This window comes from Rahnella sp. AN3-3W3 (genome assembly GCF_003263545.1).
Lineage (GTDB): Bacteria > Pseudomonadota > Gammaproteobacteria > Enterobacterales > Enterobacteriaceae > Rahnella > Rahnella variigena.
On the sequence record NZ_JYDG01000055.1, the window covers coordinates 1 to 15,302 of the forward strand.

Sequence of the window (15,302 nt, forward strand, 5' to 3'; positions counted from 1 at the left end):
CACCCATAATTGACATAACGCGGGATTTCCATCCACACATCATTAATTTCATTCACCCGGATCAGACGCGGGTACACCCTTTGTTCTTCTTCCGGATCAGGCAGGTCTTCACTCCAGCCTCTGACCGGTTTAATCAGCCGGGATGTTCTTCTCCCCATCATTTGATGCTCCATTGCTGCGTGGTGTCACTGTTCACCCACGATGGTTCAGCTTTTACTGTCAGGCTCATTTGCGTATCCGGCTTTGCGTTATCTACCCAGTAGTCCGCCACCATCGTCACGCCCGGCGTCCGGCTCTGTTCCGCCCAGACACTGCCCTTCATCACCAGTGTCCCCTGCTCGACCGTCAGCTCATGGGTACCGGCGTAGTAATCCGATGCACGCATACTCTGCTGATGGTCATCCCGGCCGGGCGCACCCTGTGACTCAGAAAACAGCACCCCGCTGTCACCGTCACGGGTCACTTTCACCGACCAGCCTCCTTTCGCGGCATCCCAGCCAGGCAGCGCCACCCTGAACTCCACCCGACTATAGGGCACCGTCTGGAGCGTAGTGGTGCCCCCGAATGCCACATCCGCCACCATTCCGCTGACAATCGCCCGGTAATCCACCATGGCCTCCGCCAGGTCATTCATACTTTCCGCATGCCAGACGATATCCCCGGGATGCCGCCTGGCCGAAATGCCAAAGCAGGTACGCCGCAGCCAGATTTCAAGCGGTGTACTGCGCAGGGCACTGGCTTTCGCCGCCAGCATTGCTCCCGCAATCAGCATGAGGAACGCGAAACCAAATGGTGTCAGCATAATCCCAGCTTCGGTAATAGCCGTCAGAGCAAAAGCTCCCTGAGCACCATAAATGACGGAGATAACTCCCCCCGCAACAGAAGTAAATGCAGATGCTACATAATAATCTCCGGCATTTTTATCTCCTGCACCAAAGGACTCACTGGCATGCACCCCGTTTCGTATACCATCAACAACCCCCGCAATCCCACCCAACACGGCGCCAAACCGCACGGGCACCGGTACCTGCTCCGATGCACTCAGTATCAGCCAGTTTTGTTTTATTGACAGCTTGTAGGCAAAACCCATCACTTCAGAGAAGCCCTCAATCAGCAGCAACGTGCTGATTGCCGTGTCCGCCGTCATATCCACATCGTTACCTACTGACGCTTTCAGCCGGGCCGACAATTCCTGCCAGTGGTACATCTGCAGCCCCATCAGCCCGGCCCCCAAAATCAGGCCAGCACTGTCGCCGCTGACCATCCGGCGCCCCAGTTCACGGTAATACCTCAGGCCCTCCGGCGTTGTGCGCAGCACCGCTTCGCCTGTGCCTTTCTCCGCCAGTGACAGTCCGGAGATAAACACGTCATGGTATGCACTGAGCAGCCGCGGGTTGCTGGCCACTTTTTGCGTAACACCGGCAGCCGGGGTCATCTTGCGCAACCCTGCAACCGTTCCCGGCGCACTGAATTCGACGTCGACGACCCTATCCCGCATTTTCCCCTGAGCCGCCATAATGGCGGTTATCCGTGCTGCACTGCTCCCCTGATAACCTGTTCCGCCAAAGACGTCGCTATGACTTGCCACCGACAAGGCCAGCGCCGGAGAATGCTGCAGTTGCGCCTGCAACTCACCCACCGTCGTCCGGTAGCGCAGGAGCACCACCGGCTCACCGGCGCTTAGCATCGCGGCCTGGGTCATCCACATAAACCCCTTGCGGGCTGACTCGTCCAGCTTGTCCCCCAGTCGCCCGACGGATCCGCTGGCCGCCAGCATCCTGCTACTCAGGCTTCGTTGCACAATCGGGCTTTTCAGCGCATTCGCAAAATCATCCGAGGTCAGGATAGTTTTGTAGTTACCAAAGTTGAATACGCTGTCCAGCTGTGATGGTTCCATGCCGGTAAAGCCCAGATAGGCAGGAGAGGTGCCTTTCGTCAGCCACTCTTCCTGCCAGACCTTATCTGTCGCCGCGCCCATCGCGCCCCCCTGTACACAGGCCGCCAGCGTGCAGGTCTGTGCCACCCAACTGTTTACGCTGGTCTCCGGGGAGTAGTCATGGTGGATAAGCGACAGCCATTCCTCAGACCGGTACCAGGCCGCGAGGTCATTATCGATCGCCGTCAGCAAACGCTGGGGGGTGCTGAAATAGTCTTCAAATTCCTGCGCAAATTTCGCCCTTGCAGGTTCATCATAGTTGGTCATCAGCCGGGCACGCTGCTCTGAAAAGCTCGCTTCCGCCACATCATCTTTTGAAATCATGCGCGGTGCTTTTCCGAATGATGGTCCGGCCAGCACATACATTGACGGGTCAAGGTCAAATTCAGGATGCGCGTTTTCAGCGATGCCGGTTTTTAGCTTCCGGAGGTAATCCGTGATGGCTTCAGAAATCATATGCCGGTGAAAAACGCCGGGTTGCTCAATATAGGCCTGGGTGTACTCGGCTATCTGCATCCGGCTGTTGTTCAGCTCCTGCACCACGCCCACACTGTCATTCAGCGGCAGTGCCACTATCCGGCAATCGTAGCGCATCCCCATTTCCGCGATTTTCATCCCCATCAGGCGCTGTTTGTCCGGATCCCGGCGCGGATAAAAACCGTGTACGCTGCCCGATACCTTCTCACCAATCCGGATCACGTCCGGGAAAAACACCGTCGAAAACTCCGCCACGTTCTCTTTCAACGACGTTAGTGACGGATCGATAACCAGCGCCCCGGGCAGGTTTGCCGGTGCGTTCTTCAGATCAGAGAGAGAGATTTTGGTGAAACGACTGTCCGGGCGCAGGGAGTTTTGGTAATCATCGAGCACGGTTTGCGTCCACGGATCAGAACTGAACGCCAGCCAGGCCTCGCTGTACAGGTTGTCATCGAGATTAATAAAGCTTGCGATGATGTCGTGCCCCGCTGTTCGGCAGGCTTCTGCCAGCGGCTTTACCGTCATTCCTTCGGGCATCTCATGGGCGTTAAACTGCCGCAGGCAACCCTCGGCGGTCACTTCGTACGCCTGCCAGACACTTTTATCGAGCAGCACATATAGGTAGCCCATGCGCAGAGTACGCAGGGAATATTTGAATTCACGGCTGGCGAGGGTAACAGTCTGCTCAGGAACCGACGGATGCCAGTCGGTTCGCATCAGGCTGCCGGGAACCACGGCCACACGTAACGGAAATACCGGAATGCCGGTACGCTGGCAGGCCTTACAACCTGATGGGGTAGCCGCCGCCTGACGGGCGGCATCGCTGTTTCGCTGCGCCTGCTCTTTCATATCCATGAAATAATTCCCTTATGATTAATGCGGTTAATGTACCACATCAAACTCGCCAGGAGACATTACGAAAATTTATCCGCGGGCACAAATTAGGGAAAATATCCTTATATCACAATATGTTGTGGCTTTGTGAATTGGACCAGCCGCAGCTATCTGAACTGATTATATGTTCTGATAAATCGTTCCGCTGACCAGTCGGGATATATTATCGCCGCTCTAATAACGCCATCACTTCGTAATGCGCGGTATGCGGGAACATGTCGAAAAGCTGGACACGCAGAATGTGATAATCCGGCAGTAGCGCCAGATCCTGCGCCATGGTTTTAGCGTTACAGCTTGAATAGAGAATGGTGTCGGGCGCCATGTGGCTCAGGTACTCACACAACGCTTTGCCGATGCCGCGACGTGGCGGATTCACCAGCACCAGATCCGGCACCTCGCCTTTGCCCGTCGCGAAACCGGTCGAATCCAGCGCCTGAAACTCGACGTTTTGCAACCCCAGACGCGCCGCCGATTCTTTTGCACAGGAAATAGCTTCCGCGCTGATTTCGATACCGGTCAGTTTCATTTGCGGCGTTGCACAGTGCAGACCAAAACCGCCGACGCCGCAGAACAAATCCCACATGCTTTGAATATCACCCCGCGCCCTCACCCAGTCACGCGCCGTAGCGTAGAGTTTTTCAGCCACCACCGGGTTGGTCTGGAAGAAACTCTGCGGACGGATAAACAGCGGCACATGGTTAAAGTCTTCTTCCAGACGCTGCACGTCCGTCAGCGGGATTTCGGTATCGCCTTCGAGGATCGCCATATGTACCGGCTGTATATTGGCGGAAATCACCCTGAGCTGCGGCAACTGTTGTTGCAACCACGGCAGCGCGGCGCGCAGTTGCGCCAGTTTTGTTTCCGAACGCAAGACGAAACGCAGCATCATGCCACCGTCTTTCTGGCTTTCAGTCAGTAACAGGAATTTCAGCTCACCGCGTTTTCGCGCCACGTTATAAGGCGTCAGTCCTGCGCGGGCGATAAAGGTTTTCAGGACTGAAAATACTGCGGGGAAACTGGCCGGATAAAGAGGACATTCACACAAATCGACCGGCGTGCCGTCGCGGTGCAACATCCCAAGTAAAGGACGCTCCACGCTGCCGCTGACCACCATTTTGGCTTTATTGCGAAAGGCACTTTCCGCGCCGGTGACCGGTTCACACCATTCACCCACCGGCAAATCTGACAGCAAATCACTGAGATCCTGCTGCTTGTCGGCTAACTGTTGTGAATAAGGTTTGTCGAGCCACTGGCAGGAACGACAGGTTCCTGCGGTGTAAAGTGCGCAATGCATGAAAAAGTCCGGTCAGAGAATGCGGAAAAAACTGGCGCGCAGTTTACCACTGCGCGACGGGAAAGGCTCACTTACGCTTTGGCTATTTGTGACGGGCTGCTTTTTTCGTTCGACTTTTTACGCGAGAAGTATCTGCGGCTGCTGGCAGGCGCATACAACAGGAAAAGCACCACCATATCGGGGATTTTTTGCATCAGCAGCGCATAGAGAAATTCGCCCTGAGTTTCGACGTTAAAGCGAAAGATGCGTGGCCCGAACCAGTCAAATGAGGCCAGCAGCATGTATCCGACCACAATCACCTGACAACCGATAAACGCCCGGCGCCCCCAGCGACGGCCGCGCATCATGGCATAGGCAGCACGGCATTCGACCAGAACAATCAGCAAGCTGGCCAGCATGATGAAACAGTTCAGCCAGGACTCTGCACTGACTTCGATAAAACTCATCAGCCCTGAAAAGCCCATGGCATCGAACAGTAAAATGAATTCGAGTAAGCGCGTCGCGACAATTGCCGACGCACCTATCATCACGGGAACAGGGATAAATGCCAGTTTCATAAATCCGTTTGGGCTCTCCATTTACGTTCAGGGCGGAATACATCCGCCCTGAAAATTATCTTAAAATTTAAGCTCGTTGAGCGCGCTGTATTTCTTTACGCCGTTGTTTCTCGGCTCGCGCCATAAACCACCAGGCAATCATGCCGATGATCCCAACCACCAGCAGGATCAACGTCGCCAGCGCGTTTATTTCAGGGTTGACGCCCATACGCACGCTGGCAAAGACCAGCATCGGTAAAGTGGTCGAACCCGGTCCGGCGACAAAACTGGCAATAACCAGATCGTCGAGCGACAACGTAAACGCCAGCAACCAGCCGGAAATTAGCGCCGGTAAAATCATCGGCAGCGTGATAATAAAGAACACTTTCAGCGGCGCTGCACCTAAATCCATTGCCGCTTCTTCAATCGAACGGTCCAGTTCACGTAAACGCGCAGAGACCACCACGGCTACGTACGCACTACAAAACGTCACGTGCGCCAGCCAGATGGTGAACATGCCGCGCTCCGCAGGCCAGCCAAACGCGTGGCCCATCGCCACAAACAGCAACAACAACGCCAGACCGGTAATGACATCCGGCATGACCAGCGGCGCGGTCAGCATAAAGGCAAAACCGGTCGAACCACGAAACCGCTGAAAACGCACCATTACCACCGCGGCCAGCGTCCCAACAATCACCGCCATTGTGGCGGCAGCGGTGGCAATGGTCAGACTGGTTCCGACTGCACTTATCATCGCGGAATCGTGAAAAAGCTGAGTATACCAGCGGGTAGACCAGCCCGCCCAGACCGTTACCAGCTTGGAGCTGTTAAACGAATAAATAACCAGCATCAGCATCGGGGCATACAAAAACGTAAAGCCGAGCACCAGAATAAGAATTCGCCACGGCGAACGGACAACCGGTAACTGATTCATTCTTTGTCTCCCAGCTCTTTGTTTTGGTATTTCTGGAACCACAAGATGGGCATGATCAACAGCAACAGCATGACCACTGCGACAGCGGAAGCCACCGGCCAGTCGCGGTTGTTGAAGAATTCCTGCCACAGAACACGACCAATCATATTGCTGTCCGGCCCGCCGAGCAGTTCCGGGATCACGTATTCCCCTACCGCCGGAATGAAGACCAGCATCGAACCGGCAATAATCCCGCCTTTGGTCAGCGGCATAATCACTTTGAAGAAGGTTTTCATCGGACGTGCGCCCAGATCCTGCGCCGCTTCCACCAGCGAGTAATCCATGCGGGTCAGCGCGGTGTAAATCGGCAACACCATAAACGGCAGATACGAATACACAATGCCGATATAAACCGCCAGATTGGTATGCAAAATTACCAGCGGCTGATCGATAACATGCAACCACAGCAGCACGTTATTCAGCACACCGTTGTCTTTGAGAATGCCAATCCAGGCATAGACGCGGATCAGGAATGAGGTCCACGACGGTAAAATCACCAGCAACAGCAGGATATTGCGCGTCGAAGTGCGGCTATGCGCCACCGCCCACGCCAGCGGATATCCAATCAGCAGACAAAGCAGTGTCGATATGGCCGCCACTTGCAGTGATTGCAGATAGGCATCGATATACAGCGGATCCTGCGTCAGGCCGATGTAGTTGGCGATGTTAAGCGCGATATCCAGCATACCGTCTGACCAAGAGACCAGATCGGTATACGGCGGAATAGCCCGCGCCATTTCTGCAAAACTGATTTTGAAAACAATCAGGAAAGGCAGTAAAAACAGCAGCAGGAACCACACCAGCGGCAGCAGGATAACCAGTTTGCGGCCATGGCGTTGTTGCAGACGACCCGTGAAAGCTTTAAATCCGCCCGGAGGTTTACTGGCCGGCGCTTCGGAGATTACAGACATTTTCATCCCCCCTAAACAGTCAGCACGACACAGCTGTCGGCTTCCCAGCACAGGCGCACTTCGTCGCCCCAGGTTGGCATGCCTTTGCGGAAACGATGACCGTTCTGCAATTGCGCGGTGATCATCTGTCCGCTGTGCAGCCGGACGTGGTAAATCGACAGGTCGCCGAGATAAGCGATGTTTACCACTTCACCGACAGCAAAGTTGCAACCGTCTTCCGGCACTTCCTCGCATAACATGATTTTTTCCGGACGCAGTGCCACAAACACCGGTACACCGTCGACCACGGAGACATCCGCATCCACTTTCAGCAGGTGCTTCAGCCCCGGCGAGGTCAGAACCAGCGCATCCTCCAGACGCTCTTTCAGCACGCCCTCGAAAACATTTACAGAGCCGATAAATTCGGCGCTGAAACGGCTGGTCGGGTGCTCGTAAATTTCTTCCGGCTCACCGATTTGCACGAACTTACCGCGGTTCATGATGGCGATACGCCCGGCCATGGTCATCGCTTCTTCCTGATCGTGCGTGACCATGACGCAGGTCGCACCAACGCGCTCCAGGATATCCACCACTTCCAGCTGCATGCGGTCGCGCAGTTTTTTATCCAGCGCGCCCATCGGTTCGTCGAGCAGCAATAATTTTGGCCGTTTCGCCAGACTGCGGGCTAACGCCACACGCTGACGCTGACCGCCGGAAAGCTGATGCGGCTTACGTTTAGCAAATTCCTGCATGTGAACCAGCGTCAGCATTTCCGCCACGCGGCTTTTGATTTCTGCCGACGGCAGTTTGTCCTGCTTAAGGCCGAACGCGATATTTTGTTCGACCGTCATGTGCGGGAACAAGGCGTATGACTGAAACATCATATTGATCGGACGCTGATAAGGCGGCACCTGCGAAAGATCTACGCCATCCAGTACGATTTGGCCCTGCGTAGGCTGCTCGAAACCGGCCAGCATACGCAACAGGGTCGATTTTCCACAGCCGGACGCGCCGAGCAGTGCGAAAATCTCGCCTTTGTAAATGGTCAAGCTCACGTCATCAACGGCGGCCTGACCATCAAAAGATTTGGTCAGATTGCGGATTTCCAGCAAAGGCGTGAAACCCTTCTGGGATTTAGGCTGCGGGCGGGGGATAGCGTCGTTCACTCAGAGAAATCTCCGGTATCAAAATGAAGCAATTCAAATAAGCATAACAGTCAGGGGGAAAAGTGCCTGATCTGTATGCCCAAAATACAGCCGGAAGCAAAACGTCAGCGGCCCCGCCATCAATAAGCGGAGCCGCTGAGAAGTCTTCCTGACCTTTTTTAAACGGTACTATTTGCCCGTCTTAACTTTGGTCCATGATCTTGTGATCACCCGGTCGATTTTCGGATCCTGAACTTTCAGGGTGAAAAGCTTCGCCTGAACGTCTGCAGGTGGATAAATGCCCGGGTTGTTACGCACATCTTCGTTCACCAGTGGTGTCGCGGCTTTGTTGCCGCTGGCGTAGTAAACAGTGTTACTGATTTGCGCGATAACTTTCGGTTCCATCAGGTAATTCAGGAACTGATAGGCTTCATCGAGATTTTTGGCATCTGCAGGAATAGCAAACACGTCGAAGAAGGCCAGCGCCCCTTCTTTCGGAATGCTGTACGCCACGTTCACGCCATTTTTCGCTTCTTTCGCGCGGTTAGACGCCTGCATCACATCCCCTGCCCAGCCGATAGCGACGCAGATATCGCCATTCGCCAGGTCGTTGATGTACTGGGAAGAGTGGAAATAACGGATGTTCGGTCGCAGTTTCAGCAGCAGATCGTTGGCCGCACCGGTGTAATCAGATGCTTTGGTGCTGTTCGGATCCAGATGCAGGTAATTGAGCACGGTAGCGTAAATTTCCGCAGGTGCATCGAGGAAGGAAACACCGCAGCTTTTCAGTTTCTCGAGGTTTTCAGGCTTGAGTACTAAATCCCAGCTGTCGACCGGCGCATCTTTACCCAGAACCGCTTTCACTTTATCAACGTTGTAACCAATGCCGGTGGTCGCCCACAGATAAGGGATTGCGTATTTGTTACCCGGATCGTGCTGCGCCACCATCTTCAGCAGATCAGGATCCATATTTTTGTAATTAGGCAGTTTGCTCTTGTCGAGTGGCTGGAAGACGCCTGCCGCCAGCTGACGCTCAAGGAAACTGGCCGATGGCACCACCAGATCGAAACCGGTGCTGCCTGCCATGAGTTTGCCTTCCAGTACTTCGTTGGAATCAAACACGTCGTAAACCACTTTAATGCCGGTTTCCTTCTGGAAATCAGGCACGGTATTTGGCGCGATATAATCAGACCAGTTATAGATATGCAGCGTTTTTTCTTCCGCAGACGCTGTGACGGACGCAGCCATAACCAGGCCGGCGACAACACCCGATAACCACTTTTTACGCAGGGTGAACATCCGTTACTACCTCCAAGACAGGGGAATATAAAATTGAATTTGTATCACTGGAACGGATACAAAACCTTTCACACTAAGGCCAACTGCCGTCCACGAATGTGCATAGGCATTCAACGTTGACGCATACGCTGCCTGCGAATTAACCGTTTGGTTTTACGACGTAATCACGCGTGATGCAGAGTCAGAAGCATAGCGCCTGCAACCCCTGCGCACCAGCCTCGCGAGGCAAAACCGGCGTTTATCGATTAATTATGCAGATTTAGTCTATACCGTCTGGCATTTTGCCTTTTAACAAAGTGAAATATCTGGCAACAATGGCACAGTACCAGCATAACTTATGGCGAAAGCGAATAAAGGCAGCGGAGCCGCAATAAACACGGCTCGCAGAAAAGGATCTTCAAAGGGGGAAAAGGTCTTTACAGAAATAACCGCCATCAGGGAAATGGCAGATGACACGAAAATCAGTGCAGCAAAGGTAAATTCACGGAAGTCACCGGCGTACCTTCTTCTTCATCACCCAAAAACAGTAAGTCATTGGCGTGCGCTTCGAGAATAATCATCGACATCTGCTCTTCTGCCTGTTGCAGGAAGAAAGCAAACTGCTCTTCAGTCACGCCTACCGCGATAGTCAGCGACTGGCAGACAATCAGTTTCGGCAGATTATCATCCTGAATATCGACAAACGCTTTGATGGTCAGCGAGCTGGCATTAATTGAGCTCAGGTCAGCGACCAGCGGGATGAGCGCCGTCGGTTTTACTTCGGCCAGCGCAGAGAACAAAATAACGTTATCTACGATATCGAGTTTGGCATCAAAAATGCCATCAAAATTCTGCATATGCGGCAAATGGAGAGCCTGACAGGAATCACACTCGAAAAAAGAGATGCCCAGCTGATCCAGCCAGCGCCGAAGCAGCGCTAAATCAGGGACGATGAGCGAATCCATAGAATGCCTCACGAGTTCAACACAACGGAAAAAACAAACCCTTCGTAACGCTATCGGCATTACGAAGGGGTCATAGCTTACGGAATTATGCCGGTAAGCGCTACGATCAATACCGGATTGATGGACATTAGCGCGGCTAAATAAGAATTAGCCCCCGGACTTCAGACGAAATCCGGGGCGAGCCCGTTGCTCAATGTAGTCGATCATCATACCGGCGATATCCAGCCCGGTCGTCGTTTCGATACCTTCCAGCCCCGGTGACGCGTTGACTTCCATCACCAGCGGGCCACGATTTGCCCGCAGAATATCCACACCGGCGACGTCCAGCCCCAACGTCATCGCGGCTTTCACTGCAATCTCTTTCTCTTGTGACGTAATGTTGACCTTAGCCGCCGAGCCGCCGCGATGAAGGTTGGATCGAAAATCACCTGGTTTGGCCTGACGCTCAATGGCCGCCACCACTTTCTTACCCACGACCAGACAGCGGATATCACGCCCCTGCGCTTCACGAATATATTCCTGCACCAGAATATGCGCGTTCAGGCCACGAAATGCGTCAATCACGCTTTCCGCCGCCTGACGGGTTTCCGCCAGCACCACGCCGATGCCCTGCGTGCCTTCCACCAGTTTCACCACCAGCGGCGCACCGCCCACCAGTGCAATCAAATCCGACGTATCATCCGGAGCATTGGCAAAACCAGTGATCGGCAAATCGATGCATTCGCGAGCCAGAATCTGCATAGAGCGCAATTTATCGCGCGCGCGGGTAATGGCCACCGATTCATTGAGCGGAAAACTGCCCAGCATTTCAAACTGGCGTAAGACTGCAGTGCCATAAAAAGTGATGGCAGAACCGATACGCGGGATCACCGCCTGATAAATATCGAGCTGACGTCCACGGTAATGCACACTTGGCGCGGCCGGATTGATATTCATATAGCAGGAAAGCGGGTCAATAATATCTATCTCATGCCCGCGGGATTCTGCTGCTTCCTTCAGCCGCTTACACGAATACAAAGACCCGTCACGGGAGAGAATTGCAATTTTCATCCGACACTCCGTCGCCGTTTTAGCGTGTTGCCCAACCTTGCTTGTGCAAAACGTCCAACATAAACGGACGCTGTTCCTTTTTCAGCGTGCGCATAATCAGGTCGCTCCAGGTATCGCGACGCGCATTGCTGTCCCGTTGCAGATAATACTCGCTTAATTGTTCGTCGTACTCTGCCAGTACCGCTTTATCCAATGGCTGATAACTGTTTTCGTGAACCAGCATGGATTGTGGCATACGCGGTTTCACCTGATGATCCTGTGCTGGCGTACCAATGCAAAAACCAAACAGTGGCATGACAAATTTTGGCAATTTCAGCAGCGTGACAACATCTTCAACCTGATTACGGATCCCGCCTATAAATACCCCGCCCAGACCGAGCGATTCTGCCGCCGTCATGGCATTTTGCGCCATCAGCGCGGTATCCACGCAACCCAGCAGCAGCTGTTCGGCAAGGCCAAGTTCAGCTTCGGGATTGATCTGCAAATTACGGTTGAAATCGGCGCAGAAGACCCAAAATTCTGCCGCACTGGCGACATATTTCTGACCGCCGGTGTACTGCACAAGCGTTTCACGTAACGCAGGATCGGTGACGCGAATAATAGAAGAACATTGCAGGAAACTGGAGGTCGATGCTGATTGCGCAGCGCTAATAATGGCTTCGCGTTGTTCTTCGGATACCGGCTGGTCGGTGAAGGCGCGAATTGAACGGTGAGAGCGCAAAAGGTCGATAGTCGGCGTCATTAAAAAATTCCTGAATGGTGTAAGTAAGGAGAAATCTGTATCAATCATTCATGCTGTGAGCACCGTTTGCAAGGCTTGCGGCATCAATTGGTGCAACAATGTGTGGCAGCTAAAAACAGCAGCAGGTTCATTTGGATAGGTCAAAGGTATCGGACTGACAGGTAATTCCTGCTTTTTTTTATGGTTTGCAACAGGCATAGTAGCGACATCAAAAAGGTGATGTGGATAACAAAAATAGTCACTCCCCTTTCATTTTATCTTGCTGGTATTAACAAAGGAGTCTCCATGTTTGCAGTAATTTTCGGGCGTCCTGGCTGTCCTTATTGCGTGCGCGCTAAAGAGTTGGCTGAAAAACTGACTGAAGAACGTGATGATTTCAACTTCCGTTACATCGACATCCACGCGGAAGGCATCACTAAAGCCGACCTGGAAAAAACCGTGGGTAAACCGGTTGAAACGGTTCCACAGATTTTCCTGGATCAGAAACACATCGGCGGTTGCACTGATTTTGAAGCCTATGCCAAAGAGCATCTGGCGTTGTTCAGCAACTGATCCGCAAAAAAATAAAGACATACACACAGCAAAAAGGCGCTCAATGAGCGCCTTTTTTATGGCCTCGACATCATCACATGTCAGTGTTGCCTGAACTGCTGATAAGCGATGAGCAGCATTTGCACGAGCATAGCGCCCAGAACACACCAGAATATCGCGCTGGTGGCATAAGCTAATTCCTGAACCAGTGGACGAACGCGTGGGTAAAAGGCCAGACGCAATAAAAAACAGACAGGAATGGAAACCAGCCCTCCGACAAAGGAGGAAAATATCGCCGAGTCGCGGGAAATCAGCGACGTCACCATGCCGGGTAGTAAAAATAATAGCAGCCCGTATTCAGGGCCCGGGGCGATACTTATAACAACAATCCAACCATTCCTTAATATAATATAAAGAATTAAGAACATCATGAAACAAATAAACGTCGCTAGTACCTTTCGCCAAATGGCCATTTTACTTCCTCCTTAAAGTTGGCGAGATTCACAGGTTCTCTGCACAAAATGCGTTCTTTATTACCTGTCAGAGCCTTCTGGCTCATTTCCCCAGCGCGTTCCGCAATCCCGCGAAACACAAAAAAAGCTTTCAGAAGATTTATACGGGCATTTCTCTGGCTGAACTGGCGTTCTATGACTAAAATGACGCCCGAAACCCAATTTCCACTTCCCCGGGCTGTTCAGACGGTGCCAGCTAAGTAGGAATTTTCCGTTTCTGAATTTATCCTTTACATTCTCCTATATCAAGAATTTGTTGGTAAACAATAAGTTATCCTTGTGAATATAAACGTCGCTAGTTTGTTAAACGGGAATTACATCCTGTTATTATTTGTGGTTCTGGCACTCGGTTTGTGTCTGGGGAAAATTCGTCTGGGTTCCGTCCAGCTCGGAAATTCTATTGGCGTATTAGTGGTTTCGCTGCTTTTAGGTCAGCAGCATTTCAGCATCAATACCGAAGCGCTGAACCTCGGCTTTATGCTGTTTATTTTCTGTGTTGGTGTGGAAGCCGGACCGAACTTTTTTTCGATTTTCTTCCGTGACGGCAAAAATTATTTCATGCTTGCACTGGTGATGGTCGGCAGCGCCATGTTGCTGGCTCTCGGGCTCGGGCGATTGTTTGGCTGGGATATCGGCCTTACCGCCGGTATGCTCGCCGGTTCCATGACCTCGACGCCGGTTCTGGTCGGCGCCGGGGATACCCTGCGCAACACCATGGGCGGCAATAATCTTCTCGGTTCTGAGCTGGACAATCTGAGTCTCGGTTACGCCCTGACCTATCTGATCGGACTGGTCAGCCTGATTTTCGGCGCGCGTTATCTGCCGAAGCTACAACATCAGGATTTACCGACCAGCGCCCAGCAAATAGCACGCGAACGTGGCCTGGATACTGACAGCAAACGCAAAGTCTATCTTCCGGTGATCCGCGCCTATCGCGTCGGACAGGAACTGGTGGCCTGGGCGGATGGCAAAAATCTGCGCGAACTGGGCATTTATCGCCAGACCGGATGCTATATCGAACGCATCCGCCGTAATGGCATTCTGGCGACGCCGGACGGTGACGCAGTGTTGCAGGTCGGCGATGAGATCTCGCTGGTGGGTTATCCGGATGCGCATTCGCGTCTTGATCCGAGTTTCCGAAACGGTAAGGAAGTCTTCGACCGCGACCTGCTCGACATGCGCATTGTGACCGAGGAAGTGGTGGTCAAAAATAACCATGCCGTCGGTAAACGTCTGAGCCAGCTCAACCTGACCGATCAGGGTTGTTTCCTGAACCGCGTGATCCGCAGCCAGATTGAAATGCCGATCGACGACAGCATCGTTCTCAATAAAGGTGATGTCTTGCAGGTCAGCGGCGATGCGAAGCGCGTCAAAAGCGTGGCGGAGCGTATCGGGTTTATCTCCGTACACAGCCAGCTCACCGATTTGCTGGCCTTCTGCGCCTTCTTTATCGTCGGCCTGATGATTGGTCTTATCACCTTCCAGTTTAAAAACTTCAGCTTTGGTATCGGCAATGCAGCAGGCCTGCTGTTCGCCGGCATCATGCTGGGCTTCCTGCGGGCAAACCACCCTACTTTCGGTTATATCCCGCAGGGTGCGCTGAATATGGTGAAAGAGTTTGGCCTGATGGTGTTTATGGCGGGCGTCGGCCTGAGTGCCGGTGCAGGTATCAATAACGGGCTTGGCGCGGTTGGTGGTCAGATGTTGCTTTCGGGCCTGATCGTCAGCCTGGTACCGGTGGTGATCTGCTTTATCTTCGGGGCATATGTGTTACGCATGAACCGCGCGCTGCTGTTCGGCGCCATCATGGGCGCACGAACTTGTGCCCCTGCGATGGAAATCATCAGTGATACTGCGCGCAGCAACATTCCGGCACTCGGTTATGCAGGAACCTACGCGATTGCTAACGTATTGCTGACACTCGCCGGGACATTGATTGTCATCATCTGGCCCGGGGCATGACGTAACTCATTGAACCGTAATGTGGCAAAAAAAAATCAATAATTTTTTTAAATTTTTGCCACATGGAACGAACTTTTAAAGTTACCTGTAGTCTTAATTAGTGCCACTGCTTTTCTT

General features: G+C 52.9%; 13 protein-coding genes. 2 read left to right on the forward strand and 11 right to left on the reverse strand.

The features are described from left to right. Positions 1-157: 157 nt before the first annotated feature. The 10 genes from UC15_RS16070 to nfsA form a co-directional block, all read right to left on the reverse strand. Entirely contained in the window at positions 158-3,268 is a 3,111-nt protein-coding gene (locus tag UC15_RS16070; protein ID WP_112289369.1) for a T6SS effector BTH_I2691 family protein, read from the reverse strand. Between the two features lie 202 nt (positions 3,269-3,470). Beyond that, complete coding sequence (gene rlmC, locus UC15_RS16075; protein WP_112289370.1) at positions 3,471-4,601, reverse strand: 23S rRNA (uracil(747)-C(5))-methyltransferase RlmC; 1,131 nt, start codon at positions 4,599-4,601, stop codon at positions 3,471-3,473. Positions 4,602-4,672: 71 nt separating this feature from the next. After that, a complete protein-coding gene (locus UC15_RS16080; RefSeq protein WP_232829912.1) occupies positions 4,673-5,179 on the reverse strand; it encodes a YbjO family protein in 507 nt (168 codons plus the stop codon). A gap of 46 nt (positions 5,180-5,225) precedes the next feature. Continuing rightward, entirely contained in the window at positions 5,226-6,071 is an 846-nt protein-coding gene (gene potI, locus UC15_RS16085; protein ID WP_112289372.1) for a putrescine ABC transporter permease PotI, read from the reverse strand. Further along, on the reverse strand, positions 6,068-7,021 hold the full coding sequence (potH, locus tag UC15_RS16090) for a putrescine ABC transporter permease PotH (RefSeq protein WP_112289373.1): 954 nt from the start codon (positions 7,019-7,021) through the stop codon (positions 6,068-6,070). Before potH ends, potI begins: the two co-directional genes overlap by 4 nt. Before the next feature lie 11 nt (positions 7,022-7,032). Further along, the gene (potG, locus tag UC15_RS16095; RefSeq protein ID WP_112289374.1) at positions 7,033-8,166 is read right to left on the reverse strand and encodes a putrescine ABC transporter ATP-binding subunit PotG; all 1,134 of its coding nucleotides are present in this window, start codon (positions 8,164-8,166) and stop codon (positions 7,033-7,035) included. A 168-nt stretch (positions 8,167-8,334) separates the two neighbouring features. After that, positions 8,335-9,444 (reverse strand): spermidine/putrescine ABC transporter substrate-binding protein PotF, encoded by a 1,110-nt coding sequence (potF, locus tag UC15_RS16100; RefSeq protein ID WP_112289375.1) that lies wholly within the window; start codon positions 9,442-9,444, stop codon positions 8,335-8,337. Between the two features lie 461 nt (positions 9,445-9,905). Then, positions 9,906-10,388 carry a YbjN domain-containing protein gene (locus UC15_RS16105; RefSeq protein ID WP_112289376.1) on the reverse strand — a complete coding sequence of 161 codons (483 nt, stop codon included), beginning with the start codon at positions 10,386-10,388 and terminating at the stop codon, positions 9,906-9,908. Between the two features lie 147 nt (positions 10,389-10,535). Further along, the gene (gene rimK / locus UC15_RS16110) at positions 10,536-11,438 is read right to left on the reverse strand and encodes a 30S ribosomal protein S6--L-glutamate ligase (RefSeq protein ID WP_112289377.1); all 903 of its coding nucleotides are present in this window, start codon (positions 11,436-11,438) and stop codon (positions 10,536-10,538) included. A gap of 19 nt (positions 11,439-11,457) precedes the next feature. Then, positions 11,458-12,180 (reverse strand): oxygen-insensitive NADPH nitroreductase, encoded by a 723-nt coding sequence (gene nfsA, locus UC15_RS16115; protein ID WP_112289378.1) that lies wholly within the window; start codon positions 12,178-12,180, stop codon positions 11,458-11,460. A gap of 285 nt (positions 12,181-12,465) precedes the next feature. On the opposite strand from nfsA, the gene UC15_RS16120 reads away from it, so the two are divergent. Beyond that, a complete protein-coding gene (locus UC15_RS16120; protein ID WP_013575818.1) occupies positions 12,466-12,732 on the forward strand; it encodes a GrxA family glutaredoxin in 267 nt (88 codons plus the stop codon). Between the two features lie 80 nt (positions 12,733-12,812). Here UC15_RS16120 and ybjM read toward each other — a convergent pair whose 3' ends face one another. Further along, positions 12,813-13,184, reverse strand: a complete 372-nt coding sequence (gene ybjM / locus UC15_RS16125; RefSeq protein ID WP_112289379.1) for an inner membrane protein YbjM — start codon at positions 13,182-13,184, stop codon at positions 12,813-12,815. A 318-nt stretch (positions 13,185-13,502) separates the two neighbouring features. Here ybjM and UC15_RS16130 point away from each other — a divergent pair, with 318 nt between their 5' ends. After that, the gene (locus tag UC15_RS16130; RefSeq protein ID WP_112289380.1) at positions 13,503-15,185 is read left to right on the forward strand and encodes an aspartate:alanine antiporter; all 1,683 of its coding nucleotides are present in this window, start codon (positions 13,503-13,505) and stop codon (positions 15,183-15,185) included. The last annotated feature ends 117 nt before the right edge of the window (positions 15,186-15,302 follow it).

Excerpts from the sequence above, each read along its gene's own strand:
- UC15_RS16070 (WP_112289369.1), bottom strand. The coding sequence starts at position 3,268 with ATGGATATGAAAGAGCAGGCGCAGCGAAACAGCGATGCCGCCCGTCAG.
- rlmC (WP_112289370.1), bottom strand. The coding sequence starts at position 4,601 with ATGCATTGCGCACTTTACACCGCAGGAACCTGTCGTTCCTGCCAGTGG.
- UC15_RS16080 (WP_232829912.1), bottom strand. The coding sequence starts at position 5,179 with ATGGAGAGCCCAAACGGATTTATGAAACTGGCATTTATCCCTGTTCCC.
- potI (WP_112289372.1), bottom strand. The coding sequence starts at position 6,071 with ATGAATCAGTTACCGGTTGTCCGTTCGCCGTGGCGAATTCTTATTCTG.
- potH (WP_112289373.1), bottom strand. The coding sequence starts at position 7,021 with ATGTCTGTAATCTCCGAAGCGCCGGCCAGTAAACCTCCGGGCGGATTT.
- potF (WP_112289375.1), bottom strand. The coding sequence starts at position 9,444 with ATGTTCACCCTGCGTAAAAAGTGGTTATCGGGTGTTGTCGCCGGCCTG.
- UC15_RS16105 (WP_112289376.1), bottom strand. The coding sequence starts at position 10,388 with ATGGATTCGCTCATCGTCCCTGATTTAGCGCTGCTTCGGCGCTGGCTG.
- rimK (WP_112289377.1), bottom strand. The coding sequence starts at position 11,438 with ATGAAAATTGCAATTCTCTCCCGTGACGGGTCTTTGTATTCGTGTAAG.
- nfsA (WP_112289378.1), bottom strand. The coding sequence starts at position 12,180 with ATGACGCCGACTATCGACCTTTTGCGCTCTCACCGTTCAATTCGCGCC.
- UC15_RS16120 (WP_013575818.1), top strand. The coding sequence starts at position 12,466 with ATGTTTGCAGTAATTTTCGGGCGTCCTGGCTGTCCTTATTGCGTGCGC.
- ybjM (WP_112289379.1), bottom strand. The coding sequence starts at position 13,184 with ATGGCCATTTGGCGAAAGGTACTAGCGACGTTTATTTGTTTCATGATG.